The following is a 25,284-nucleotide window of genomic DNA, read 5'->3' as shown; positions in this document are numbered from 1 at the left end:
TGCCATGACTGGGGGCGCGCCCAAGATCCGCATCGACAAGTGGCTATGGCATGCGCGGTTTTTCAAAACCCGCAGCCTGGCCGCCAAACAGGTCAGTGCGGGCCATGTGCGCCTCAACGGTACCAAGACCTTAAAACCGGCTCAGAACGTCGCCCCGGGTGACGTTCTGACCTTTGCCCAGGCCAAAGTGATCCGCGTGGTCCGGGTAGAGGCCATTGGCGAACGCCGCGGCCCGGCACCTGAGGCGCAGGCACTGTACTTCGACATGACGGAAAAGCAGGAAAAAATTCCGGCCAATCCCAGGTTCGAAGGAAAAGGCCGGCCGGACAAAAAAGCCCGCAGAGCGCTTGATCTTACTCGCAAGCAGGATACCCTTTGACGGCTTGAAGCCGTCGCCGGTCTGGATTAGCTAGGCGCAAACGGAAAACGGGACTCGGTACTATGACCTATGTCGTGACGGAAAACTGCATCGCCTGCAAATACACCGACTGTGTCGAGGTATGCCCGGTGGATTGCTTTTACGAGGGCGAGAACACCCTGGTGATCCACCCCGACGAATGCATCGATTGCGGCGTCTGCGAACCGGAATGCCCAGCAGATGCAATCCGCCCGGATACCGAACCGGACATGGACAAATGGGTCGAGTTCAACCGCAAATACTCTGAACTGTGGCCGGTCATCGTCTCCAAAAAAGACCCGATGCCGGGCTACGAGGAACGCGACGGCGAAGAGGGCAAGATGGAGAAGTATTTCTCTGAGGCGCCCGGCGAAGGCGGCTGATTCTCTGTCCACTGCGTCCGGTGCCGCAAATTTGCGGGAAACTGCCGCATTGCATGGGGTTTTAACGAAGCCTGTTCAGCTGGCCGCCTTTCGGGCGGCCCTTTTTTGTGGTATGCTAAAAGCACAAAAGACATAAACAATCGGAGTCCGCCCCTGGCGCACGCCAGCAGTGGTGCGCAGATTGGGCGGTATTTCTGCGGAAAAAATGTCCTGGGGGCTGGTCAAATCAAACTGACCGGGGCCGGGCATTTTGTTCGCTAAAATGCCGGAGCCGCCCGGCTATGAGTAAGGAATAACCTGTATGACCAAATCGAAGAAGCTCGAATTCCGCCCCAATGAGTATGTAGTCTACCCGGCGCATGGCGTGGGCCAGATCATCTCGATCGAGGAGCAGGAAGTGGCCGGCTTTGCGCTGGAGCTTTTCGTGATCACCTTTGAAAAAGACAAGATGACCCTGCGGGTGCCGACCAACAAGGCAACCGAAGTTGGCATGCGCTCGCTCAGCTCGCCGGACGTGATTGCCCAGGCGATGAAAACGCTGAAGGGCAAGGCCAAGGTCAAACGCGCCATGTGGTCGCGCCGCGCTCAGGAATATGAGCAAAAGATCAACTCCGGTGATCTGATCTCGATCGCCGAAGTGGTGCGCGACCTGCACCGCACCGATGATCAGCGCGAACAAAGCTACTCCGAGCGTCAGTTGTACGAAGCCGCACTTGAGCGTCTGACCCGCGAAGTTGCGGCTGTGTCCGGCAACGACGAAATTGCGGCAGCCAAGCAGGTGGATGAGGTTCTGACCTCCCGCGTTGCAGCATAAGCATCTGCATTAGTCAGTCATTGAAAGGCCGTGCCCCCTAGGGCGCGGCCTTTTTTTATGCCGCGGCCCGGCTTAGCTGCAGAGAGCGAGAAGCGTGAGCAAGCCGGCAATCTCGGCGATTTGCTGCGACGCTCCCAGAATGTCCCCCGTCTGGCCGCCGATTTTGACCTTGGCCAACGCGCCCAAACCCAGGACCGCCACGCCCATGGCCAAGGCAGCCGCAAAGGCCGTTGAGCCAATCAGCGGCAGCGACAGGACGACGGCCAGCGAAGCCGCCAGAAAACAGGGCAGGGCGCGGGGACGGCCCACGGTTTGCGACAGCCCTGCCGTCCGTGCGTTCGGCAGTGCAGACATCAGTGCAGGCATCACAGCGCGGCTCATCATAGCCAGCGCCAGAAGGGGCCAGACGCCAGCTGCCGCGAACACCGCAGCCAGCGCGCTCCAGCGCAGGCCGAACCCAAGGATCAGGGCAATCACGCCGTAAGCACCGATGCGGCTGTCCTTCATAATCTCCAGCCGCCGGTCCCGGGTGAACCCGCCCCATAGTCCGTCGGCAGTATCGGCCAGCCCGTCCTCATGCATGGCGCCTGACAGCATCACCTGAACCGCCAGCGCCAGGCCCGCGGCGACCGCGGCGGGCAGGCTCATGTGCAACGCAAAAGATGCAACCAGCGCCGCCGGCAGGCTGACGGCAAGCCCGGCCAGCGGAAATGCCCAGACCGCCTTGGCCTGCCGCTGAAAAGCCTCCGCAGGCAGATGCGGCAAGGGCAGACGGGTCAGCAGCACCAGCGCCAGCAGGATGTCTTTTGCCTGGATGTCGTTTTTTCGCATTTACGGGCCTATTGCGGGGCTTGCGGCACTGCCGCCAGCCGTTAAACAGATTGCCATCCGCTTTATCCGCGTCCCCCGACCTGATGCAACGAGGCTTTCTCATGCTGCCACAGCTTTCCTCTCTTGATGACTTCCGCGCCGCACTGGCCAGCGCGCCCGCGCAGGACCAGGCCGCGCTGGACGGTGCGGCTGCGCGCAACACCCAGCTGACCAAACCGCCCGGTGCCTTGGGCCGGTTGGAGGAGCTGGCCATCTGGTACGGCGGCTGGCGCGGCAGCGATAGGCCGGAAATCACCGCACCGCAGGTGATCGTCTTTGCCGGCAACCACGGCGTGACGGCACAGGGGGTTTCCGCCTTTCCGCCGGAAGTCACCGCCCAGATGGTAATCAACTTCGAACACGGCGGCGCGGCCATCAACCAGCTGGCCAGGCTGGCCGGCGCCCGCATGGATGTGCATGCGCTGGAGCTGGAGCGCCCGGCCGCTGATTTCACCCAAGGGCCGGCGATGAACCAGATTGACCTGCTGGCTTCGCTGAAAACCGGCTGGGACGCGGTGGACCCAAGCGCTGACCTGCTGGTGGTCGGCGAAATGGGCATCGGCAATACCACCCCTGCCGCCGCCCTGGCCTGTGCGCTGTTCGGCGGCGAGGCGGCGGATTGGACCGGGCGCGGCACCGGTGTGGATGAAGCCGGGCTTGCGAATAAAATCCGCGTGGTGGCCGAAGGCGTTGCACTGCATCGGGACAGGATCAACGATGGGCTGGATGCGCTGGCCTGCCTGGGCGGACGCGAAATTGCTGCCATGGCGGGCGCCATTGCTGCCGCGCGCGTGCTGCATATCCCGGTGATCCTTGACGGATTTATCTGCTGCGCTGCTGCGGCCTGTCTGATGCAAACCGCAGACGGCGCGCTGGACCACGCAGTGGCCGGCCATCAAAGCGCCGAGGGGGCGCATCCGGCGCTGCTGGCGAAACTGGGCAAGCAGCCGCTGTTGTCGCTGGGCCTGCGTCTGGGCGAGGCCTCCGGCGCGGCGCTGGCGATCCAAGTGCTGAAAGGCGCGATCGCCTGCCACAGCGGTATGGCAACCTTTGCCGAGGCGGGGGTGACGGACGGCTGAACAGCCCCGTCCAGATTTTTTCCGCAAGGCCCGGATCCACCCCGGGCCTTTGGTCATTCCGCGGCTTTTGCGGACTTCTTGCGCTTGCGTTCGGCCATCTCGAAAATCGCGCTTTCGATGGCTTTCTCCAGCTCCCGCGCGCGGTCTATATAGGCCGGGTTCTGGCTGGCGGGCACACCGGGGATCCAGTGCTGGGCAAGGTCGCGCAGGTTGGCGCGGTCATGCGCATAAAAGGTCTGCGCCGCCTGCGCCGCTTCATATTCGCTGAGGCCGACGTTCTCCAGCACATAGCGGCCTGCACGCACCGAGCTGTCGAACATCTCGCGCACGATGTCATCAGCGCCGGCCTTGTACAGCTCATAGACGTGGTTGCGGTCTTTGGCGCGGGCGATGATGTGCAAATCCGGATAGGCCCGGCGCACATAGGTGACCATCTTGACCACGCCTTCCGGGTCATCCAGCGCCACCACAAAAACCTTGGCTTTGGCAATGCCGGCGGCTTTCAGAAGTTCCGGCCGGGTGGGGTCGCCCAGGAAGCTTTTGACCCCGAAGCGGCGCATCAGCTGCACCGCCTCCATATCATGGTCCAGCACCACGGTTTTGAAACCGCTGGCCTGCACCAGCCGGTTGACGATCTGGCCGAAACGGCCGATGCCCGCGATGATCACCGGTCCTTCCTCGTCAATCTCGTCGGGTTCATGCTCCTGCCGGGCGTCGCCCATGCGTTTGGACAACAGGTCATAGGCGATGAACAACAGCGGGGTGATCAGCATCGACAAGGCAATCACCAGCAACAGCTTTTCTGAAAGCGCCGCTGGAATCACGTTCAACTGGGTGGAAAAAGCCAGCAGCACAAAGCCGAACTCGCCGGCCTGGGCCAGGCTGAGGGTAAACAGCCACAAGCGGCGGCGGCGCAGGCCAAAGGCGCGGCCGACGGCAAACAGCACCGCCCCCTTGGCAAAGATCACCAGCAGCGCCAGGCCGATCAGATCGCCAGGGTCGGCCAGAAACTGGCGGTAGTTGATGCCCGCGCCGACGGTGATGAAGAACAGCCCCAAGAGCAGCCCCTTGAAGGGGTTAAGGTCGCTTTCCATCTCGTGCCGGAATTCGGAGTTGGCCAGAACCACCCCGGCCAGAAAGGCGCCAAGCGCCGGGGAAAGGCCGACCAGCGTCATCAGGAAGGAGATGCTGACCACAATCATCAGCGCCAGTGCTGTGTACATTTCACGCAGGTTGGAGGCGTGGATGAACCGGAACAGCGGCCGCGTCAGGTAAATGCCCGCCAGGATGATAAAGGCGATGGCGGCCAGAGTGACCAGCGCCACCGCCCAGCCGGGCAGCCCGTCCACCAGCGACAGCGACCCGTGGCCGCCGCCATGGCCGTCTGCGCTATCCCGGCTGATGGAGCCATCAGAAGCAAACTGGGGGATCGCATAGCTGCCCAGCAGCGGCAGGAAAGCGAGGATCGGGATCACTGCGATATCCTGGGTCAGCAGCACCGAAAAGGCAGAACGGCCGCCGCCGGTGCGCATCAGCCCCTTTTCCGACAGTGTCTGCAGAACAATCGCCGTGGAAGACAGCGACAGCGCCAGCCCGACCGCCAGGCTGACATGCCAGGGTTCGCCCGCGGCCATGGCTGCGCCCATCAGGACAGCCGTTGAGGCCGTGACCTGCATGCCGCCCAAGCCGATCAGCTTATCCCGCATTGCCCAGAGGGCGCGCGGTTCCAGCTCCAGCCCGATCAGAAACAGCATCATCACCACGCCGAACTCGGCGAAGTGGCGCAAATCCTCGGTTTCGGTGCCGGTCAGGCCGAAGATCGGGCCAATGGCAATGCCTGCCGCAAGGTACCCCAGAACTGATCCTAGCCCAAGGCGCGCAGCCAGAGGCACCGCAATGACTGCGGCGCCCAGATAAATGGTTGCTTGGTAAAAAAACTCTTCCATCTTTCAGGTATCGCAAGCCTGCCGGTGCCTTGGCAATGGCTTTGCCGGCCGCGGCGGTCTGTTACGGCAATCCGGTGCCTGCCAGCAGCAGTCATTGACGGCTTTTTGAGCGGGCTTGCTATTCTCCGGGACTGCTATTGCTCGAGCAGGCGGATCTCTTCGCTCAGCTTGCCGATCCGGTCAAGCCGCCGCGAAATCCGTTCCTGGAAACCGCCCAGCTGATCAATGATATCAGCCAGTGTTTCGCCGGAATCGGTCAGCCTTGCGCTTTCGATCTTAAGCAGCACCCGGGTGGAGCTGAGACCAAGAAAATGCCGGTGCATGATCTGGCAGGCGCTGGTGATGCGCGCGGCTTCTTCGTCGACTTCCTTCATGCCGTCCTGCGAACGCTTGACCTGGTCTTTTACCAGATCGCCCAGGATCTGGCGCTCGGTTTCCATTTCAGCCTCGCCCAGATCGCGGCGTTCCTTCTGCAGCTGATTGTCGCATTCGACCAGAATACGCGCCATGCCTTCGACAAACAGGCTGCTGTTCACCGAAGCCTTGATTTTGGCGAAATTGCTGTTTTCGCCCATCACATGGGCGCCGAACCAATCCGACATCTCGCGTGACATGGAGCCGTAGTTCTGTGACAGCACCGTGACCGGGCCGCCCGAAGGTTCAATCCGCGACGCCAGCACCCGCAGGTTATGCGGAATCGTGTGCATTGCGTCGAAATCGGTGATCAGCCCTTCGGTCTCTTCCACCAGGGTTTCAGCGTTGCGCAGCATGCCCGTCAGCTCTTGGATCCGGGCGTGGGGCGGCTGGTTCAGACCCTTATCGCGCGAGATCAGCTCTTGGCTCAGCGCGTGAGCGGCAAACTGGTGGTAGCTCTCGTAGCCCTGGCTGTTCAGCCAATCGAGCAGATACTGGGCGCTGTCCTGCGGGGTGACGGCCTCTTCGGTCTCCCGCTTGAGCATCGTCGCATAAAGATTGCGCACCTCGGTGAACAATGCGCTGCTTGGCTTGATGCGGGCGGAAAGATAGCCGTCCTGGCAGGGCACCACCACGGCAAATACCCAGTAGTACAGCCCGTCCTTGGACTTGTTCTTGACGTAGGCACCCATGAAATCGCCGCGCTGGATGGTGTCCCAGAACAGTGAGAACACCCCCTTGGGCATGTCCGGATGGCGGATCACCTTGTGCGGAGCGCCGAGCAGCTCTTCCCAAGGGTAGGCGCCGACCCGGCGGAACACATAGTTGCCGGCTTGGATTATGCCGCGGTCGTTGGTCCTGGAAAAGAACACCTCATTTAGGCCAAACGGGGCCTCGCCGCTGGTCGGGCGCGTTTCAACTCGGCGGTCAACAAAAGACACGGCACGTTCCACTTTCGGTTACAAAATTCGTTAGTGCATCTTTACCGCCAATTCCTTCCCGGATGGTTAAGTCGGCAGTGGCGCATCGCGTTTTAATTGTGCCATTACGATCTGGCTCTGGACCCTGGAAACCGCGGGATGGGGCAGCAGGATGCCGTGGATGAGCGTATTCAGCGCCTCCAGATCGGCGCAATAGACGCGCAGCAGGTAATCGGCCTCTCCGGTCATCGTCCAGGCCGAGGTGATTTCCGGCTGGCTGGCCACCAGCCGGGCGAACCCCTTGGATTGTTCGGGGCCGTGACTGCCCAGATGAACCTGCACAAACCCCTGCACCGACAGCCCCAGCCTGGCGGGGTCAAGCCGGGCCGAATACCCTTGGATATACCCTTCTGCCTCCAGCCGCTGCCGCCGCCGTCCGGCCTGGCTGGGGGAAAGGTTGAGCATCTCGCCCAATTCCTGCGCGGTGAGATGGGCATTTTTCTGAAGCGCTGCAAGCAGCTTGGTATCTGTTGGGTCCAGCATGCGTGTTTTTTCCACTTTTGACCACCATGGCGCGAATGATACGCACATTTCAAGTTTCCGGTGCGAAACAACGCGGAAAACCTGCGCCGGATATGCGGTATTCTTGATGCAAGAATTCACTTGGCTTTCCGCATGATCCGAAGGAGACACGCAATGGGTCCGTTCCCGCATAACGCCCCGAAATCCGAAATTACCCCGGAAAACCCGGCTGGCACCGATGGCTTTGAGTTTGTTGAATTTGCCAGCCCCGACCCGGACGAGCTGCGGGCGCTGTTCACCCGTATGGGCTATGAGTTGACTGGCCACCGCAAGGATCAGCCGCTGGTGGAACTGTGGCAGCAGGGCGATGTCACCTATATCCTGAACGCCGACCCCGAGAGCTTTGCCGCCGGATTTGTGGAACAGCACGGCCCCTGCGCCCCGGCGATGGGCTGGCGGGTTGCGGATGCTCAGAAGGCATTCGAACACGCGGTGTCCAAAGGCGCCGAGGCCTATGACGGGCCGGGCAAGGTGATGGACGTGCCCGCGATCAAGGGGATCGGCGGCTCGCTGATCTACTTCATCGACCAGTATTACGACACCTCGCCCTACAACGCGGAATTCACCTGGCTGAAACAGTCCAAGCCGCGCGGCGACGGGTTCTTCTATCTCGATCACCTGACCCACAACGTTTACAAAGGCAACATGGACAAGTGGTTCAAGTTCTACGAGGAGCTGTTCAACTTCAAGGAGATCCGATTCTTTGACATCCAGGGCAAGTTCACCGGCCTTCTCAGCCGCGCGCTGACCTCGCCCTGCGGCCGGATCCGGATCCCGATCAACGAGGACCGGGGCGAAACAGGCCAGATCGTTTCATATCTGAAAAAATACAACGGCGAAGGTATCCAGCATATCGCGGTCGGCTCGGACGACATTTATGCCAGCACCGATGCAATTGCGGAAAAGGGCCTGAAGTTCATGCCCGGCCCGAATGACGCCTACTATGAGATGTCCAAGGAGCGGGTGCAGGGCCATGACGAACCGCTGGAGCGGATGAAGAAACACGGCATCCTGATCGACGGCGAGGGGGTTGTGGACGGTGGCGAAACCCGGATCCTGCTGCAGATCTTCTCAAAAACCGTGATCGGGCCGATCTTCTTTGAATTCATCCAGCGCAAGGGCGATGACGGCTTTGGCGAGGGCAACTTCAAGGCGCTGTTTGAATCGATCGAACGCGAGCAGATCGAAAACGGCGAGATCCAGGCTGCGGAATAAATAACCTGAGAAACGCAAAAAGGCCGGGCCTGCCACGCGGGTCCGGCCTTTTTGCGTGCGGCGGCAAGACGGTCTGCACCAGGCCCATTCGCCGGAGCTGCAGTTTTAGGAGTTAAGCGCGGGAAGGGAAGGGCTTGATCCTATCCCTTGGGCATTTCCAGGGTGCGGTTGCGGCCGCCTTTCTGGTACTGCAGCCGGCTTTCACCAATGGCAATCACCCGGCCGCCGTCGATACGGTCGCCGACCTGCACCTTCTTGTAACGTCCCGAGGGCAGCCGGACCAATGCGCGGCGGTCCGAGGCGGTGCCATAAACTCCGATCAGGTTCAGCTTGCGCAGGTTGATGGCGTTGCTGACGGTGGCGCGGCGGGCAACCGATGCGGCTGTCGGGATGCGGGGGGCCGCCGCGGCTGCAGCGGTGGGCACGGCAGCGGCGGTTTGCACCTGGTTCTGCGGATTGCGCCGGGCGCGGTCGACCAGATTGGCGAAATTGGCGGGCCGGGCGCGCGGAACAGCCGAGGCGGCGATGGCTTGGGCTGTGACCGGCAGCTGCTCTTCCCCGGCGGGCTTCAGGCTGGCGGGGCGTTGGCGCGGGCGCATGCCGGCCAGTTCTGTCCGGCTGAGACCGCCAAGCTGTGCGCGTTCCACCTGTTCCTCCAGATCTGCAGGCCGCGCCTTGGGGCGTTTGCGCGACAAGACCTGATTGCGGGCCACTTCTTCAGCCAGCGCTTCGGCGGCGGGGTCGCTGCGATCCGGCGCGGGCGGCGGCAGCTTTTTCGGGCGGCCAAGGTAGACAGTGATGCCATCGGGGTTCAGCGTGCCTCCGGGGGTGGCCTTGACCAGTCCGCGCGCGTCCAGATCAAACGCAGACCCTGCCGCAGCAGGAGAGGCAACGGCGCCGGGTTCGTCATCCCCGGCAAAAGTTTCCGGCTGCGGCAGGGCCACCGCGTCGGCGGCGATTTCAGTGCGGTCGACGGATGCCGTGTAAAGCTCGTCCAGGCGGGGCGCGGCGGGGATGCCACCCAGGCCGGGGGCAACCGGCCAGACCCCGGTTGCGGCATAGCGCGCGGCCTGGGCCAAGTCATCCAGCGGCTCTGCTGTCAGAGCCTCAGCCGGCGCCGGGGCCGGTTGGGTGGCCTCAGCACCGCCAGGCTGCAGGGCGGAAGGGTCCAAAAAGGCGGTGTCCGTGCCCTCTTCGGGCAGTTTCACACCATCGGCGGCGGCTTCATCCTCGACCGAAGGGAGCACGCCTTTGCCGCCGGTCTCAGCCAGGGCGGTGTTTTCCTGCGGCTCCCCCTCTGCAGGCGCTGCGCCGGTCTCCTGCAGCCCGGGATCGGGCTGGTCTGCCAGGACGCTCACCTGCGGTGCGATGGCGGCAGGGGCGGTTTCTGAACCGGGGCTTCCAGCCGCAGGGGCACGCGCCGGCCGGGGGGCACCTTCCTCCGGCTGCCCGTCTTCGGAGCTGACCGCAGGGGCGGGTGCCAGGCCGGGACCCTGATCCGGGGCCGCGGAAAAAAATCCGCCTTTGCCAAACACTGCCCAGACCGCAACTGTTGCCATGAACAGCAGCAGCACCGCTGTCAGGATCACCCCAAGGTAGCGCGGCTTGCCCTTGGCGGCCTTTTCGGGGGCCGGGGACTGTGACGCCGCGGGCGCGGCGGCTGCCGGGGTACTGTCGCGCAATGCTGCCGGCGCTGGCGGAATTGCCAATGGAGAAGCCGCATCAGTTGGCAACGAAGCTGGCGGTACTGGCAAATGGGCCGCCGGAGTGTCCGCGGTGTCAGGTTTCCGGACCGGAATTGCTGCGCCTACGGGCTTTACGGCGGCTGGAGCTTTTGGCACTTGGCGCCCGGCGGCCAGCGGCGCGGAGGCTTGCGCGGACGGCGCGGATGCGCTTTCAGCAGGGGCTGCCTTGTCCCCTTGGCTGAGAAGGCCTGAAACATCCGGTAGCGGCGCATCAGAAGCGCCAGATGCGTCAGAAGACGGCGAAACAAGCGGTGGCAGGCTTGCAGGCTCCTCGGCCCCGGCTGCCTTGGCAGACGGCGGTACCGGAGTGTCCTTGGGGGCAGCCAGCGGCGTGCCGTCCTGCTTAGGTGCTTGTTTGGCGGCGGCAGCCATATCTTCTGCCTCAGCAAGAACCGCCGGTTCTGCTGGCTCTGCCAGGGGTTCCGTAATAGCGGCAATCGCTGCCGGTATTGGGCTGTCTTCCGCCAGTGCTAAGGCGGCTGGGTCATCCGCGGTGTCTTCGGTCAAGAGGGCTGGCAGCGCTGCAGGCCCGATCGCCTTAACCACAGTATCGTCCGGCTCAACCTCGGTGCCGCGGATTGCCCGGGTGGTGCCAAAGAACGGCTCTCCCTGAAAGCCGCTGTCTTCCGGCGCCGCAACAAAACTGACCGGCCCGAACCCGTGTTCGACGGCAAAGGTCTCGGCCTCGTCCAGGGTTTCCAGCGCCACCGCCGCAACATGGGTCCGGCTGCCCTCGATGGAGATATCAAAGGCCAGCTCATCCACCGGATAAGGCGTGGCCCCTTCCAGCGCCTGCCGGGCCGCTTCAATCCGCGCCTCGACAGGCAGATCACCGGTCACCGCAGTCAAATAGCGGATCTGATCGTCGGGCAGGATCAGCTTGCAGAAGATGCCCCCGGGGGCCAGCCGCAGCGCATCCGCGCGCATCGCGGCCAGTGCCGCAGGCAGGTCTTCAGTGTCAAACGGCGTGCTGGCCACACTCCGCCAGCCGTCTTCAGCGCGAAATAGCAGCGCAATGCCGTCAGCGGAAAGTGAAAGAGCAAAAGCCGGTTTCATGCCTTGGGTCAAACCATCAAAATCCATACTGCCCGGGGCCGCCTGACGCGCCCGGTGTTTTGACGCGGACCTTAAAGCAGGAACCTGCCGAGTTAAAGGAAAAGACGTCTGCCAGGACTTGCAGGCGGCAGTTTGCCATCCCCATCTAGAAGGCATTGCAAAAGGAGCTTTTCCGTATGAAGGCAAAGAAAATTCTGGCAGCCGCGCTGATGCTGTCGATGGGCGCCGGGACCCTGGCGGCAAGCGAGACCGCGGCGTTGCGCCAAATCACCGTGAACGGCGAAAGCACGCTGCAGGTGGCGCCGGAACTTGCGACAATCACGCTGGGTGTCACCGAGGAGGCCGAAGAAGCCGCCGTCGCAATGGCCGCCGTATCTGACGCAATGGGCGCGGTGATTGGACGGCTGAAGGACGGCGGTATTGCCGCCGAGGACATGCAGACCCGGCAGATCTCAATGCATCCGGTCTGGTCGCAGGACCGGTCTTACGACAGCGGTGGCCGGCGTGAGATCACCGGCTTTCAGGCGTCGAACACCCTGATGGTGCGGGTGCGCGACCTGGACCGGCTTGGCCCGGTTCTGGATGCGGTGCTGACGGCTGGCGCCAATCAGTTCCAAGGGCTGAGTTTCGGGGTGGCAGATCCGTCTGCGGTCACCGATCAAATCCGCGGTGAAGCCGTCAAGGATGCCATCCGCAAGGCGCAGCAGCTGGCAGACGCGGCGGGCATGGAGCTGGGACCGGTACGCTCGATCAATGAGCACGGCGGCGGTGGCGGACGCCCGATGATGGCGATGGAAATGGCCCGCAGCGACGCGATGCCGATTGAGGCAGGCGAGCTGACGTTCAGCCACAATGTCTCGGTTGTCTTCGACATGTCCGTGCCGGACAGCGAGTAATCTGCGGCAACAAAAAAGGCCGGGCAGGGCGCCCGGCCTTTCTGTATGACGGTTGTTGGTCCTCAGCCGCAGGCTTTGGCCAGTGCCTGGTCCAGATCGCGGATCAGGTCGTCTGCATCCTCGATGCCGATGGAGATGCGCACCACATTCGGACCGGCACCTGCGGCTTCCTGCTGCTCCGGTGACAGCTGCCGGTGGGTGGTGGAGGCCGAATGGATGATCAGCGACCGGGTGTCGCCGAGGTTGGCTACATGGCTGAAGATCTCCAGCGCATCCACCAGTTTGGTGCAGGCCTCATAGCCGCCCTTGACCGCAAAGGTGAACAAGCCGCCGGTGCCCTTGGGATAGCAGGCCTGAGCGCGCTCGTAATAGGGAGAGGAGGGCAGGCCTGCATAGGTCACGTAGTCAACGCGGCTGTCGTTTTCGAGCCAGGCGGCGATTTTCTCGGCGTTCTCGCAGTGTTTCTGCATCCGCAAGGACAGCGTCTCAACCCCCATCAGCGTGTAATGCGCCCCTTGCGGGTTCATCGTCATGCCAAGGTCGCGCAGGCCGATTGCAATGCTGTGGAAGGTGAATGCCAGCGGGCCGAAGGTTTCGTGGAATTTGAGACCGTGATAGGCGTCCTCGGGTGCTGACAGGGACGGGAACTTGTCATTCGCCGACCAGTCGAAATTGCCGCTGTCAACGACGCAGCCGCCGGTCACGGTGCCGTTGCCAGTCAGGTATTTGGTGGTGGAGTGCACCACCAGAGACGCGCCGTGGTCAACCGGTTTGCACAGGTAAGGCGTGGCTGAGGTGTTGTCGACGATCAGCGGGATACCTGCGCCGTCGGTGATATCCGCCAGGGCGCGGATGTCGGTCACATAGCCGCCGGGGTTGGCGATGGATTCGCAGAACACGGCGCGGGTGTTTTCGTCGATGGCAGCACTCACGGCGTCCAGATCGTCGGTGTCGACGAATTTGGCGGACCAGCCGAAACGTTTGATTGTCTGGCTGAACTGGGTGATGGTACCGCCGTAAAGCCGGGTCGAGGCGACCACATTGCAGCCCGGTGCCATCAGCGGAAACAACGCCATGATCTGGGCCGCGTGGCCCGACGAACAGCAGACCGCGCCAACGCCGCCTTCGAGTGTTGCCAGACGTTCCTGCAGCACTGCGACAGTGGGGTTGGTCAGGCGCGAATAGATGAAACCGACTTCCTGCAGATTGAACAGCGCGGCGGCGTGCTCGGCATCGCGGAACACATAGGCGGTGCTTTGGTAGATCGGCGTCTGCCGCGCACCGGTTGCCGGGTCCGGCTTGGCGCCGGCATGGATCTGCAAGGTGTCAAAACCGTATGTCGGAGCGTCGGTCATGAATGGGTCTCCCTGAAAGCTCTGTTATTCCGGGCGCACAACAGCATGGCTGCGCCGGGAAGGCAATTGCGGGAATGCCGCAGCAAAAGGCTCCCGCCCGCCGCCGGCCCCTGGCGGTGCCTGCGCCCGTTGGGCGTGGCGCCATGCTGGGCATGGCGCGCGCCGCGCGCAGCGCGGCGCCGGGCCCAACTGCGAAGGGCCTCCGCCAGAGGCCCGTGAGCGGGCGGGAGCCCTGCGTTCTTAACGACCCGAAGGGCGCGGTCAGCGCATCCAGAAGCCTTCGGATTTGATCCGGTTGCGGATCGCCTGTTCGCGGCGGGGCAGGTTTTCGCGGTCAAACAGCGCCCGCACCTTTTCGCCGCGGCCCTGATAGACCATCCGCTTGATCGGCTCGTAGCCTTTCAGCACCTTCTTGATCCGGTTCGGTGCTGCAATCTGATGCAGCAACTCCACCACCCGGTCGCTTTCGCGCGCATAGAGCAGCGGAAACAGCCGGTAATGGCAGCTGGTCTGCCCGTCCAGAAACCCGCCGGGCAGCGCATCGCGGCCGCCGCCGAACGAGTGGATCACCAGCGGCAGCACGATCTGGTCCAGCCAGGGCTCCAGCACCTGGCCAACCAGCTCAAGCGGCGGGTCGTTGCGAACCGATTGCGCGTAGACCAGAAACCGCTTGCCAAAGGCGCGCGGGCAGGCGCCGTAAAAGAAGCCTGCGTTGAAATAGAGATAGCGTTTCCAGTACTCATCCGGCTGGCCGAGGTCGAGACTGGACAGGAAGTCGAGGCCGAACCGGCTGTAGAGCGATTGCCAGATGCCGCTGTAGCCCGGTCCGTACAATGTCGGCTTGGGCCAGGTGCCCTCAACCCGCAGCGACGCCGAAGGACGGCTGAAATCAAACGGCACATCGGCCAGCTCGCCAGTGATCAGCGTGTCGGTGTCGAAAAACACAAACGGCTCGCCCTTTGGCATCGCCTGCAGCGCTTCGATCTTGTTGCCATAAGGGTAGGCGGCGCCAAAGGCCTTGCTCTCGAACGGCAGAATTTCGACTCCGAGGTCCGCCAGCGCCTGCAGCACCTCCTGATTGCGGATCCCGGGGTCCTTCTCCCACAGCGGCCCTTGCTGCGGCACTGCCACAAACAGCCGTCCGGAAAAACCGGGCGAGCAATGGCGCAGCGAAGCGGCAAACAGAAGCGCCTCATACTGCAGCCGGCCGGCCTGGCCGACGATCATCACATTGAAGGGGGCATTTGCCATGGTTTTCCCCGTGTTCCGTCTCTTCCGGGCGGATAGGACTGCCTGATAGATTAGCTACAAGCCTGCAAGGCGCCGCGCAACCGGCCTGCAGACAATTTCAGACGGTCTGTGCCGCCAGAGGCGCAAACCGGGGAGAGACAAAGATGAATAGCGTGATCCTGGCCCTTCTTGCGGCAACAGTGCTGCCAGCGGCGCAGCCCGGTGTTCCGGAAGCTGCAGCTGCTTTGGAGGCGGTGCAAACAGCATCAGCCCAAACGGCACTGGCCGCTGAGCCGCAGCAGGCCACCGGGCGTTTTACGACTGCGTTGGAAGTGAAGCCGATTCTGGCAGCGACCCGGGCCAACTGGATCCATGTGCGCGAATTCAATGGCCAGGATCTGCTCTATGTGACCCACCTGTGGTCCTGGCGCTGCGGGCTGGTGCAGGTCAAGCTGGGGATCAACGGCAATCCGCCGGAAATCTGGCCGCTGCCGGACTGCCACCTGGAGGAAGGCTTTCCGAATATGATCAAGGACGAAGACGGGATGCCCTACCGCAGCTATCCTCTGGGTTCCATCCAGCAGATCGCGGTCGAGGTTACCTATGATGACCTGAGCACTGAAGATTTGGTTTTCGGACGCAACGGCCAACCCCAGCAGTGAGCCTGGCGCGGGGTCCTGCTCCTCAGGGCCCCCGGCGGCGGTAACGCAATCCAATTCTGCTATGCGCGTTCCGCCTCGCAGAGGCAGGCCAGGCAGGCCAGCCCGCCTGGCAGCAATCAGGGCGCAATCAGGGTGACGCCGGGCATCCGCTGGATGAGATAGAGATCTTCTTCGTACCGCTCGCTCATCTCTTCCACCAGCACGGTGGTCCAGCCGGGAAGGTCCAGCTCCTCCTCCAGCGCGTCTTCCATCGCAAACTTGTCCAGAAAGGCGGCATAGACACGGCGTTTGTGGATTTCCGTAAGATCCGGATTTTCTGCAAGATAGGCGCGCAACCGCTCCATGCCGGCAGGCTGCATCAGGGTGGCCAGCAGGTCCATCCCGCCTTTGACCGGCGCATTGATCTCCATCCCGCCGAGGTCCCGCAGCACCTGGCCCCAGATCAGCGGCAGATCCTCATAGCACCAGACGGTGACCGGCATGCCGGGCACCATATCCCGCATCTGCGCCAGCAGTCCGGACCAGCGAAGCTGCACCGGGTCGCTGCCCTGCAATGCGTTCTGCACGATGGACCGGCTGGACTTTGCAAACATCGCGGGCAGGAATGTCGCCGGGTTGCGCAGCGCCATGAAGATTTCCGGCTGATCATAGGGAAACAGCGCCTGCAGCGCCTGCAGCCGGTCCCCGGCCTCAGGATACAGGCGTCCGTCCTGCAGCGCATGCCGCGGCGAGCCGAAGAAATGCGGATTGGAGAGAATCACCCGGTCCGCCTGGCGGTCATCCAGGATCGCGTCCCACAGCATCTCCGGCGCGTCCTTGGCGGCGCTGCCGTTTTTCATCGCCGCCAGGCAGTCTTTCAGCAAGGACCGGTAGCGGCCGGGCCCTGGCACCGCCGTGCCCTGTTCCGACAAGGCACCGGCATTTTTCAGCAGCGCCTTCAGCAGCAGATCTTCTTCAGTGGCGTGCGCCCCGCAGTGAATGATGACCTGCATGATCCGACCTGTTTATCCGGGTTTATTGCCTTCAGAAGTAATGCGCCGCAGCAGGGAGGTCAAACCTGCGGTTTGCGCTGGGATTGCGCCGGTTTTGCGTTACGGGGGCTGCCGCGCTGCCGTGGCGGCCAGTCCCGGCTGACGGCGTTCCCCCCGGAGGACTGCTGGGTTTGGTTCTGCGCAGCCTGGCGGGAGGTTTTCGCAGTTTCGCGATTTGGGTTTCAAACCGGCTTGACGGTCATTCTGTACTTTAGTACCAGTCGCCCAGCAGGCCCGGCGGGGAGATCTTTTCCACCGGACACGCTAGCTTCATGGTCGCGCGCCGGCCCCGGATCTGGACGCCTGTGAATGTGAGTGCCCCTATAGCTCAGCTGGTAGAGCAACTGATTTGTAATCAGTAGGTCCGCGGTTCGAGTCCGTGTGGGGGCACCATCTTTTCAAAGACTTAGGTGTGACGTTGTAGATTGCTCTTACGGCAATTGAATTTGACCTACGCCGGCTTCGACCAAAGACCGACAAAATTCGTCTTAGGCACTCGGAGCAGCACCTACAGTTAGAAGGCTGGTGATTACCTGAACCATGGCTGACAGAGCCGCTGAGCCATCCGAGACAAGGTTGCGGCGGCGCATGCCGATGTGTTGCGGCGTCAGGCCTGTTTGCAGGCTGCGCTGTTCAATTTCGGGCTTCTTACGGAAGGGCTGGATCATGACTTGCGTACCTCGCTTGCCAGCAAGGCCCCAGCACTGGAAACGACCGTAAGATCACCGGTGATATCGCCCTGGCACTTGGGTGCGGTTTGGGGGGTGAATCCGGCTTGACCCTCCGACAGGAAGTCACCGGTGAGCACGATGGCCAGGAGGTTGTTTTAGACTTCGGTTACCGCCCATTTCTCTTTCACTGCGGCCTGTGTGAACGGCCGCTGTTCCCTCAGACAAGGCAGCGTGAAATTTGCCGTGATTGCAATGAAACGGCTTGCCCTCCTGCATTTGTTGCCAGTGGCTCAGGTCCGGCCCGCACGCTCAATACTGCGGGCGAATTGCAGCAGCCGCGCATCCGAGCCCTTGGGGCCGGTGATATGCAGCCCGGCAGGCATTCCGTCCGACGAGGTGCCAAAGGGGATCGAAATGGAAGGCAGCTCCAGCGGCGGGGTAAGCGTCACGGTGCGCCAGTCTTCGGTCAATTCGCCGTCACGCAGGCGGGCAGAGAAGGGCATCCCAGTGGCCGTGGGCCAGAGGGCAAAGTCGTAGCGCTCGAAAAAGCTGGTGACATCCGCCCAAACCGCGGCGCGGGTCTTCTGGTAGGCGATCAGCTCCGCCAGGCTGCGTCCTTCGGCCTGGGCGCAGGCGGTGCGGAAACTCTCGCCTGCCAGTGCCATGTCCGGCTGCAGCTGCGTTTGGATCTGCAGCGCGCATTGGCCGCGGATAATACCGCCATGCGCCAAAAGCGGCGCCAGACCGGGGGCGTCCGCCGCGACCTGCCAGCCGAGGCCCCGGCACAGAGCCTCCGCCGGGGCAATTGCTGCCTGCACCGACGCGTCAACGCAGGCGCCAAAAGGGGACAGCGACAGGGCAACCCTGCCTGCGCTGCGGGGCGGCGCCTCTTCCAGGCCGGCAAGCCGCGGCAGGTCCTGCCAGAAGCCCAGCGGCTGGCGGGGTGTATTGCCCTGCATGGTTTCCAGCATCAGCACCAGATCGCGCACGCTCCGCGCCATCGGACCGGGCACCGACAGCCCGTCAAACGGCGCCGGGTTCGGGTCATAGGGGATAAGGCCCGGGGTCGGCCGGTAGCCCACGACACCGCACCAGGCGGCGGGGGTGCGGGTGCTGCCGCCCAGATCCGAGCCATCGGCCAGCGCCACCATTTTTGCCGCCAGCGCCGCCGCCGCGCCACCGGAGCTGCCGGCCACTGTCTTTTCCGGATCCAGCGGGTTGCGGGTGGTGCCGGCCAGCAGATTGCTGGTCTGGCCGGAAAAGGTGAACTCAGGCGTGTTGCTTTTGCCGGTGATCACTGCGCCTGCCGCGCGCAGGCGGGCCACGTGCAGGGCATCATAACCCGGCACATGGGTTTCAAAGCTCCTGGACCCCCAGGTGGTGCGCAAGCCCTTGGTCTCAAAGCAATCCTTGATGGCAACCGGCAAGCCGTGCAGCGGTCCGGCAAATGCGCCCGATGCCGCCATCGCGTCCAGTTCTGCGGCGCGCGCCTCTGCCGCGTCCCAGTCCAGGGTGACAAAGGCGTTGACAGTGCTGTTGCGCGCCTCGGTCTGCACCTTATGCGCGGCCAGAACCTCGCGGGCACTCAGGCTGCGGCTGCGCAGCCTGGCGGCCATGTCCTCGGCGGTAAGGGCGGTGATGTCGGTCATTCGGCTGGTTTCCGGTGCTGGCAGTTAAGGCACGCTTGCCAGACTAAAAAACTGTGTCCGGCGGCTCCGTTCCGAACCAGCCGCAAAACCGTCTGTCAGCGACCTGCCAGGCTTCAGCGGCCAAGCCAGCGGCGGACGGCGGCTTTGCCCAGGCGGCAGGCCTCCGGCAGGGTCTCTCCCCTGGCCAGGCAGCAGGCGATTGCGGTGGCCAGGCTGCATCCCGTGCCGCGTTTGGAACCCGGCAACCGCGCCGCGGCAAAAGGTGTTGCCGCGCCACCGGCGGTAAACAGCACATCAGTGCTTTCAGCACCGGTGCCATGGCCGCCCTTGACCAGCACCGCCCGCACTCCCCGTGCCAGCAGCTGCGCCGCCTGCGCCTCAATGCTGCCGGCTGAGCCGGAAAGCACTTCCAGCTCTGCCAGGTTCGGGGTGACTAAGGCCGCCCGCTGCAGCAATGCGCCAAAGCCGTCTGCCGCCATCAGCCTGCCGCCGGAACTTGCTTTCAGAACCGGATCCAGCACGATAGGCATCTCCCGGGGCAGGGCCGCGTCAACCGCGCTGGCCGCTGCGGCAGACCCCAGCATTCCGATCTTGGCTGCCGCGGGTGCAGGCAATGCGGCCAAGGCTGCCTGCGCCTGGTCTGCAACGGCTTGCGGCGTGCTGGGGTGAATGGCCAGGACTGCTGCATCGGTCTGCACCGTCACAGCCGTCACCACCGGGCGCAGCGTCACCCCGAACTCTGCAGCCATGGCTGTATCGCGGGTGAGGCCGGCGCCGCCGCTGCTGTCGGTTCCGCCAATCGCCAGGATCGCGGTCATGCGCTGCCGCCAGCCGCCAGCAGGGCGAGGTCGCCATAGCCCGCAGCCTTCAGATCCGAGGCCGCGCCCCAGGCGCGCAGGCCGGTGCGGCAGCACAGCACGATACGACCCTTGCGCGGCAGCTCTGCCGCCAGCAGATCGGCGCGGGCAATCCGGCGGGCCTGGGATGCGGGCAATCCGGGCGCCTCAGCGGCATCGCGCAGTTCGATCACCGTATCCGCGGCAGTGATATGCGAGGCCGCGACAAAGGGCAGGGCGTCCGCCGGTTCTTCCGCCTCATCAAAGCGGAAGCTGCTGACCTGCAGGTCCTGGAGCCGGAAAACAAACAACTGTCCCCGCGGGGACGGCTGGTGATCCAGCAGGGACTTCAGTGCCAGCTGTGCCTGAAGCGCACCGATCATGCCAACGGCCGGCCCCATCACGCCTGCAGTTGCACAGGTCGCCGCCTGCGCGGGCAGGTCCGGGAATACAGCACGCAAGGATGGCCCGCCGCCGCAAAATCCCCCGGCATAGCCTGACTGCCCCAGCGCCGAGGCCGAGATCAGCATCTTGCCCTGCGCCCGGCATGCATCCGACAGGATATAGGACACCGCAAAACTATCCGCCGCATCCACCACCAGATCCGCCGCATCCACCATCGCGGCGGCATTGGCCGCATCCAGGCAGTCAACCCGCGCTGTCACGTGCAAGGACGGATTGGCCTCCAGCAGGTGCCGCCGGGCGGCCTCTGCCTTGGGCTGGCCAAGGTCGCCCATAGTATAAAGAACCTGCCGGTGCAGGTTGCTTTCTTCCACCTTATCGCCGTCGATCACGGTGATGCACCCCACGCCTGCGCCGCCGAGATACTGCAGCACCGGACAGCCGAGACCCCCGGCGCCCACAACCAGAACATGCGATCGGGCCAGCCGTTCCTGCCCCTCAGCACCGACCTCCGGCAGGACCGTCTGGCGGGCGTAGCGGCTCATGCTGCCGCCTTGCGCCGGCAGGCCGCCACCCATTCGCGGGTGCGCGCTTCGGGGTCATCAGCCAGTTGGATGTCTGTCACCACCGCAGCGCTGTCCGCACCGGCAGCAAAGACGCCGGGCAACCGCTCGGGCGTCAGGCCGCCAATCGCCACCAGCGGCGTATCCCCGGCCATCTGTTTCCAGCGCGTCACCCGCTCCAGCCCCTGCGGGTCCCATTTCATCTTTTTCAGCAGCGTCGGATAAACCGGCCCCAGCGCCACATATTCCGGCCCCAACGACAGCGCGCGTTCCAGCTCGCTTTCGTCATGGGTGGACAGGCCAAAGCGGACGCCCTTGCGGCGCAGCGCAGCGAAATCCGCCGTGTCCATGTCTTCCTGCCCCAGGTGCACAAAGTTGCAGTTCAGATCCAGCGCCGCCTGCCAATAGTCATTCACCACCAGCTGCGCGTCATGCACTGCGCAGAAATCCCGCGCCCGGGCAATCTGGCGCCGCACCTCAGTCTCAGGTTCGTCCTTGATGCGCAGTTGCACCAGCTTGGCCCCTTGGGGCACCAGCAGTTCCAGCCGGCCGACGTGGCCTGTGATCAGGTAGAAACGTTCCATCAGGCAAACTCCGCCAAGCCAAGTACAGGGGTTGAGGGCACCGCCATGTCACGCCGCTCCATCGGGTCGGCCTCATAGCCCGCGCGCCCGGCCTCAATTGCCAGCGCCATGGCTGCGGCCATCGCTGCCGGGCGGCCGGCCTTGGCCACGGCTGTATTCAGCAGCACCGCATCCATACCCAGTTCCATCGCCTGTGCGGCGTCCGAGGGCCGCCCGATGCCGGCATCCACAATCAGCGGCACGCCGGGAAAATGCGCCCGCATCGCCCGCAAGGCATCCGGATTGCGCAACCCCTGGCCCGAGCCGATCGGCGCCCCCCAGGGCATCAGAACCTCGCAACCCGCCGCCAGCAACCGCTCGCCCACCACCAGATCATCGGTGGTGTAGGGAAAGACCTGAAAGCCCTCATTGCTCAGGATCCGCGCCGCCTCAACCAGCCCGAATACGTCCGGCTGCAGGGTGTCGGAATGGCCGATCACCTCCAGCTTTATCCATGGGGTATCAAACAGCTCCCGCGCCATATGCGCCGTGGTCACCGCCTCCTGCACCGAATGACAGCCGGCAGTGTTGGGCAGGATCCGGCAGCCGGTTTCGCGCAAGGTCTCCCAAAAGCCGGCGCCCGTGCCATCAGCGGTTTCGCGGCGCAAGCTGACGGTGATGATCCCGGTGCCGCTGGATTTCACTGCCTCCGCCAGCACGGCAGGCGAGGGGTATTGCGCAGTGCCCAGCAGCAGGCGTGAACCAATCTCTGTTCCGTAGAATTGCATCTCAGCCTCCTTGCATCGGTGCCAGGACTTCCAGTTGGTCGCCCTCAGTCAGCTGTACGCTGTCCCGGTTGCTGCGGGCCACAAAACGGCCGTTCAGCGCGGTCGCAACCGAGGAGCAGGCAAAGCCCAGCTCATGCAGCGCAGACTGGAGGTCGGTTGCGGATACGTCATGCGGTCTGGCGTTCACGATGATTTTCATCTGTGGTCTCCTGTAACAGTTGGTCCGCGGCTTGCTGCGCCATTGCGGGCGCCAGCAGAAAGCCGTGGCGGTAAAGCCCGTTGAGGTAGAGCGTGCCGTCCTGTTCGATCAGCCGCGGCAGGTTGTCGGGATAGGCCGGGCGCAGGCCTGCGCCGGTCTCCGCCACGCTGGCCTCGGCGAATGCGGGGTGCAGGGTAAAGGCGGCATTCAGCAGTTCGCTGAGTGAGCGCAGGGTGATGGCCCGGTCCGAGCTGCTTTCGATCATGGTGCCACCGATCATGAAATGCCCGTCCCCGCGGGGCACCAGATACAGTGGCATCCGCGGGTGCAGCAGCCGCAGGGTGCGGTGGATTTCCACCTCGGGGCAATGCAGAATGGCCATCTCGCCGCGCACCGGGCGCAGGCCAGGCAGGGGTGCGGCGATGCCGGTGCAATCCAGCGTGACGCCGGCCGGGGCGGGGGTGCCATAGCGGATATCCACCCCCATCGCCTGTACCTTGGCGTTGAGGTCTCGCAAGGCGCGGCGCGGATCCAGATGGGCCTCGCCATCAAAGAACAATCCTTGCGAAAACCGCCCCTCCAGCGCGGGCTCCAGCCCGGTGATCTCTGCCCCGTCAACCCCCCGGTGGCCTGTGGTGCGGCGGGCAAAACGGGTAAGTTCTGCCCGGTCCCGGGCCGGCGCCACCACCAGCGTGCCGCGCCTGTGCACCGGTGTGACCCTGGCCCACCAGCCGAAGGCGCGGCTGCCGAGAGTTATCACTTGCTCCTCGGCGCTTTCGCGTTCGCACCAGGGCGCCAGCATGCCGCCGGCAAAGCGCGCGACGCTGCTGTCCCCGGGCGTATTCCCCCGTTCATAGACCGTGACCTTGGCCCCGCGCTGCGCCAGTTCAAAGGCGCAGGCGAGGCCAGCAAGGCCTGCGCCTGCGATGGTGATCATTCCGCCGGTTCCGCCGCTTTCCCAGCTTCGTCGGGCGCAGGCACATACAGCTCGCCGCCCTCGCGGAACTTGGCGGCCATCGCCTCCATGCCTTCCTTCTGCGCCTCGGCGCGGATGTCATGGCTGATCCGCATCGAGCAGAACTTGGGCCCGCACATGGAGCAGAAATGCGCCACCTTATGCGCCTCTTTCGGCAGGGTCTGGTCGTGGAACTCGCGCGCGGTGTCCGGGTCCAGAGACAGGTTGAACTGGTCCTCCCAGCGGAATTCGAACCGCGCGCGGCTGAGCGCATCATCGCGGCGCTGCGCACCCGGCAGACCCTTGGCGAGGTCGGCCGCATGGGCGGCGATCTTATAGGTGATCACACCCACCTTGACGTCGTCGCGGTCGGGCAGGCCGAGGTGTTCTTTGGGCGTCACGTAGCACAGCATCGCACAACCGAACCAGCCGATCATCGCCGCGCCGATGCCGCTGGTGATGTGGTCATAGCCCGGCGCAATGTCGGTGGTCAGCGGTCCAAGCGTGTAGAACGGCGCCTCGTGGCAGCATTCCAGCTGCTTGTCCATGTTCTCCTTGATCTTGTGCATGGCGACATGGCCCGGCCCTTCGATCATCACCTGGCAATCCTTGGCCCAGGCGATTTTGGTCAGCTCGCCCAGGGTTTCCAGCTCGGCAAACTGCGCTTCGTCATTGGCATCAGCGATGGAGCCGGGGCGCAAGCCATCGCCCAGCGAGAAGGACACATCATACTGGCGGCAGATGTCGCAGATCTCCTCGAAATGCTCGTACAGGAACGACTCTTTGTGGTGATGCAGGCACCACTTGGCCATGATCGAGCCGCCGCGCGACACAATCCCGGTCACCCGCTCAACAGTCATCGGCACCATGTGCAGGCGCACGCCGGCATGGATGGTAAAGTAATCGACGCCTTGCTCTGCCTGCTCAATCAGGGTGTCGCGGAACACTTCCCAGGTCAGGTCTTCGGCGATGCCGTTCACCTTCTCCAGCGCCTGATACATCGGCACGGTGCCAATCGGCACGGGGCTGTTGCGGATGATCCATTCGCGGGTGTTGTGGATGTTGCGGCCCGTCGACAGATCCATCACCGTGTCAGCGCCCCAGCGGATCGACCAGACCAGTTTGTCCACTTCTTCCTCCATCGAGGAGGTGACGGCAGAGGTGCCCATGTTGGCGTTGATCTTGACCAGGAAATTGCGCCCGATGATCATCGGCTCGATTTCCGGGTGGTTGATGTTGGCGGGGATGATGGCGCGGCCGGCGGCGATTTCATCGCGGACAAACTCCGGCGTCACGTAATCGGGGATATTGGCACCAAAGTCGTTGCCATCGCGGTGGCAAGGGGACAATTCGCGCAGCTGGTTTTCGCGGATGGCGATGAATTCCATCTCGGGCGTGATGATCCCGGCGCGGGCATAGGCCAGCTGGGTCACCGCCTTGCCGTCCTTGGCGCGCAGCGGCGCGGGTTTCACCGGGAATTCGGGCGTCAGCCGGTCGCCCGCGACAAAGCCGTTGTCCGCAGGTGTCACATCGCGGCCCTGGTATTCCTCAACGTCGCCGCGCGCCTCGATCCAGTCGCGGCGCAACTGCGGCAGGCCCTGGCGGATGTCGGTCAGAACATCCGGGTCGGTATAGGGGCCGGAGCTGTCATAGACCGGCAGCGGTGCCTCGCCCGCCGTGGGGTGGGTGGCGATTTCCCGCATCGGCACGCGGATATCCTTATGGACTTCGCCTGCGACATAGATCTTGCGCGACGCGGGCAGGGCGCCCGTGGTGATCTTGGGGTTGGGGACGTTCATTTTGGTGCTCCTCAAAGCCGAAAACTCAGAAAAGACACCAGATGAGTTTTGGCTGGGAAACCGGCAGGCAAAGAGGCCTGCTTTACCGGAATGCGCCTGTTTCAAACGGCTGTCCCCGCGGGGACACGGGGACAAAAGGCGCGTCCTTGCTTCCTACGCCAGTATCAACTGGGTCAGGTTCAAAGGGTCGCGCCGCCGGCCCGGGTTGCCCCGCACCTTGACGCCTCTCAGTCCCTTGGGCGGGACTCCCCTGCGTGGCTTTAG

Annotated in this window: 23 protein-coding genes, 1 tRNA gene and 1 riboswitch; of the genes, 8 read left to right on the top strand and 16 right to left on the bottom strand. The window is 63.7% G+C overall.

The window, feature by feature from the left end:
* Positions 1-4 precede the first annotated feature (4 nt).
* The 3 genes from ETW24_RS13570 (at position 5) to ETW24_RS13560 (ending at position 1,594) form a co-directional block, all read left to right on the top strand.
* A complete protein-coding gene (locus ETW24_RS13570) occupies positions 5-379 on the top strand; it encodes an RNA-binding S4 domain-containing protein (RefSeq protein ID WP_129371545.1) in 375 nt (124 codons plus the stop codon).
* 62 nt (positions 380-441) lie between these two features.
* On the top strand, positions 442-780 hold the full coding sequence (gene fdxA, locus ETW24_RS13565; protein WP_024090808.1) for a ferredoxin FdxA: 339 nt from the start codon (positions 442-444) through the stop codon (positions 778-780).
* 301 nt (positions 781-1,081) lie between these two features.
* The gene (locus tag ETW24_RS13560; protein WP_024090807.1) at positions 1,082-1,594 is read left to right on the top strand and encodes a CarD family transcriptional regulator; all 513 of its coding nucleotides are present in this window, start codon (positions 1,082-1,084) and stop codon (positions 1,592-1,594) included.
* Between the two features lie 72 nt (positions 1,595-1,666).
* On the opposite strand, the gene cobS is transcribed toward ETW24_RS13560, so the two are convergent.
* Complete coding sequence (cobS, locus tag ETW24_RS13555; RefSeq protein WP_129371544.1) at positions 1,667-2,425, bottom strand: adenosylcobinamide-GDP ribazoletransferase; 759 nt, start codon at positions 2,423-2,425, stop codon at positions 1,667-1,669.
* Positions 2,426-2,526: 101 nt separating this feature from the next.
* On the opposite strand from cobS, the gene cobT reads away from it, so the two are divergent.
* Positions 2,527-3,543 carry a nicotinate-nucleotide--dimethylbenzimidazole phosphoribosyltransferase gene (gene cobT, locus ETW24_RS13550; protein ID WP_129371543.1) on the top strand — a complete coding sequence of 339 codons (1,017 nt, stop codon included), beginning with the start codon at positions 2,527-2,529 and terminating at the stop codon, positions 3,541-3,543.
* Positions 3,544-3,596: 53 nt separating this feature from the next.
* Here cobT and ETW24_RS13545 read toward each other — a convergent pair whose 3' ends face one another.
* From ETW24_RS13545 to ETW24_RS13535, 3 genes are all read right to left on the bottom strand, one after another.
* Positions 3,597-5,489 carry a cation:proton antiporter domain-containing protein gene (locus ETW24_RS13545; protein ID WP_129371542.1) on the bottom strand — a complete coding sequence of 631 codons (1,893 nt, stop codon included), beginning with the start codon at positions 5,487-5,489 and terminating at the stop codon, positions 3,597-3,599.
* Between the two features lie 134 nt (positions 5,490-5,623).
* Entirely contained in the window at positions 5,624-6,844 is a 1,221-nt protein-coding gene (locus ETW24_RS13540; protein ID WP_129371541.1) for a PAS domain-containing protein, read from the bottom strand.
* Positions 6,845-6,910: 66 nt separating this feature from the next.
* Positions 6,911-7,366, bottom strand: coding sequence for an Lrp/AsnC family transcriptional regulator (locus ETW24_RS13535; protein WP_027259655.1), 456 nt, complete (start codon positions 7,364-7,366; stop codon positions 6,911-6,913).
* Between the two features lie 153 nt (positions 7,367-7,519).
* Between ETW24_RS13535 and hppD the strand changes: the two genes are divergently transcribed.
* Entirely contained in the window at positions 7,520-8,620 is a 1,101-nt protein-coding gene (gene hppD, locus ETW24_RS13530; RefSeq protein WP_129371540.1) for a 4-hydroxyphenylpyruvate dioxygenase, read from the top strand.
* Positions 8,621-8,760: 140 nt separating this feature from the next.
* Here hppD and ETW24_RS13525 read toward each other — a convergent pair whose 3' ends face one another.
* The gene (locus ETW24_RS13525; RefSeq protein WP_254695611.1) at positions 8,761-11,421 is read right to left on the bottom strand and encodes a hypothetical protein; all 2,661 of its coding nucleotides are present in this window, start codon (positions 11,419-11,421) and stop codon (positions 8,761-8,763) included.
* A gap of 176 nt (positions 11,422-11,597) precedes the next feature.
* Between ETW24_RS13525 and ETW24_RS13520 the strand changes: the two genes are divergently transcribed.
* Entirely contained in the window at positions 11,598-12,317 is a 720-nt protein-coding gene (locus tag ETW24_RS13520) for an SIMPL domain-containing protein (RefSeq protein WP_129371539.1), read from the top strand.
* A gap of 62 nt (positions 12,318-12,379) precedes the next feature.
* Here the strand turns inward: ETW24_RS13520 and ETW24_RS13515 are convergent, their stop codons facing one another.
* Complete coding sequence (locus ETW24_RS13515; RefSeq protein WP_129371538.1) at positions 12,380-13,672, bottom strand: O-acetylhomoserine aminocarboxypropyltransferase/cysteine synthase family protein; 1,293 nt, start codon at positions 13,670-13,672, stop codon at positions 12,380-12,382.
* Between the two features lie 261 nt (positions 13,673-13,933).
* Positions 13,934-14,923, bottom strand: a complete 990-nt coding sequence (locus tag ETW24_RS13510) for a hypothetical protein (RefSeq protein WP_129371537.1) — start codon at positions 14,921-14,923, stop codon at positions 13,934-13,936.
* A gap of 143 nt (positions 14,924-15,066) precedes the next feature.
* Here ETW24_RS13510 and ETW24_RS13505 point away from each other — a divergent pair, with 143 nt between their 5' ends.
* A complete protein-coding gene (locus ETW24_RS13505; protein ID WP_129371536.1) occupies positions 15,067-15,564 on the top strand; it encodes a hypothetical protein in 498 nt (165 codons plus the stop codon).
* 116 nt (positions 15,565-15,680) lie between these two features.
* Here ETW24_RS13505 and ETW24_RS13500 read toward each other — a convergent pair whose 3' ends face one another.
* The gene (locus tag ETW24_RS13500) at positions 15,681-16,556 is read right to left on the bottom strand and encodes a hypothetical protein (RefSeq protein WP_129371535.1); all 876 of its coding nucleotides are present in this window, start codon (positions 16,554-16,556) and stop codon (positions 15,681-15,683) included.
* Between the two features lie 356 nt (positions 16,557-16,912).
* Here ETW24_RS13500 and ETW24_RS13495 point away from each other — a divergent pair.
* A tRNA-Thr gene (locus ETW24_RS13495) sits at positions 16,913-16,988 on the top strand.
* A gap of 568 nt (positions 16,989-17,556) precedes the next feature.
* Here ETW24_RS13495 and ETW24_RS13485 read toward each other — a convergent pair.
* From ETW24_RS13485 to thiC, 8 genes are all read right to left on the bottom strand, one after another.
* Entirely contained in the window at positions 17,557-18,915 is a 1,359-nt protein-coding gene (locus ETW24_RS13485; protein WP_129371533.1) for an amidase, read from the bottom strand.
* Positions 18,916-19,028: 113 nt separating this feature from the next.
* Positions 19,029-19,733, bottom strand: a complete 705-nt coding sequence (gene thiD / locus ETW24_RS13480; protein WP_129371532.1) for a bifunctional hydroxymethylpyrimidine kinase/phosphomethylpyrimidine kinase — start codon at positions 19,731-19,733, stop codon at positions 19,029-19,031.
* Positions 19,730-20,698 carry a HesA/MoeB/ThiF family protein gene (locus ETW24_RS13475; protein WP_129371531.1) on the bottom strand — a complete coding sequence of 323 codons (969 nt, stop codon included), beginning with the start codon at positions 20,696-20,698 and terminating at the stop codon, positions 19,730-19,732. Before ETW24_RS13475 ends, thiD begins: the two co-directional genes overlap by 4 nt.
* Positions 20,695-21,300 (bottom strand): thiamine phosphate synthase, encoded by a 606-nt coding sequence (locus tag ETW24_RS13470; protein ID WP_129371530.1) that lies wholly within the window; start codon positions 21,298-21,300, stop codon positions 20,695-20,697. Before ETW24_RS13470 ends, ETW24_RS13475 begins: the two co-directional genes overlap by 4 nt.
* A complete protein-coding gene (locus tag ETW24_RS13465) occupies positions 21,300-22,067 on the bottom strand; it encodes a thiazole synthase (RefSeq protein ID WP_129371529.1) in 768 nt (255 codons plus the stop codon). The genes ETW24_RS13470 and ETW24_RS13465 overlap by 1 nt, the downstream gene beginning before the upstream one ends.
* A 1-nt stretch (position 22,068) precedes the next feature.
* Positions 22,069-22,266, bottom strand: coding sequence for a sulfur carrier protein ThiS (gene thiS / locus ETW24_RS13460; RefSeq protein WP_129371528.1), 198 nt, complete (start codon positions 22,264-22,266; stop codon positions 22,069-22,071).
* Positions 22,235-23,203, bottom strand: coding sequence for an FAD-dependent oxidoreductase (locus ETW24_RS13455; RefSeq protein WP_129371527.1), 969 nt, complete (start codon positions 23,201-23,203; stop codon positions 22,235-22,237). Before ETW24_RS13455 ends, thiS begins: the two co-directional genes overlap by 32 nt.
* Entirely contained in the window at positions 23,200-25,020 is a 1,821-nt protein-coding gene (gene thiC, locus ETW24_RS13450) for a phosphomethylpyrimidine synthase ThiC (RefSeq protein ID WP_129371526.1), read from the bottom strand. Before thiC ends, ETW24_RS13455 begins: the two co-directional genes overlap by 4 nt.
* Positions 25,021-25,153: 133 nt before the next feature.
* Positions 25,154-25,282, bottom strand: a riboswitch (TPP riboswitch).
* Between the last annotated feature and the right edge of the window lie 2 nt (positions 25,283-25,284).

The sequence above is a fragment of the Leisingera sp. NJS204 genome (assembly GCF_004123675.1).
Classification (GTDB): domain Bacteria; phylum Pseudomonadota; class Alphaproteobacteria; order Rhodobacterales; family Rhodobacteraceae; genus Leisingera.
Note: the sequence above shows the minus strand (reverse complement) of the source record. Positions and strands in the feature narration are given on the sequence as shown.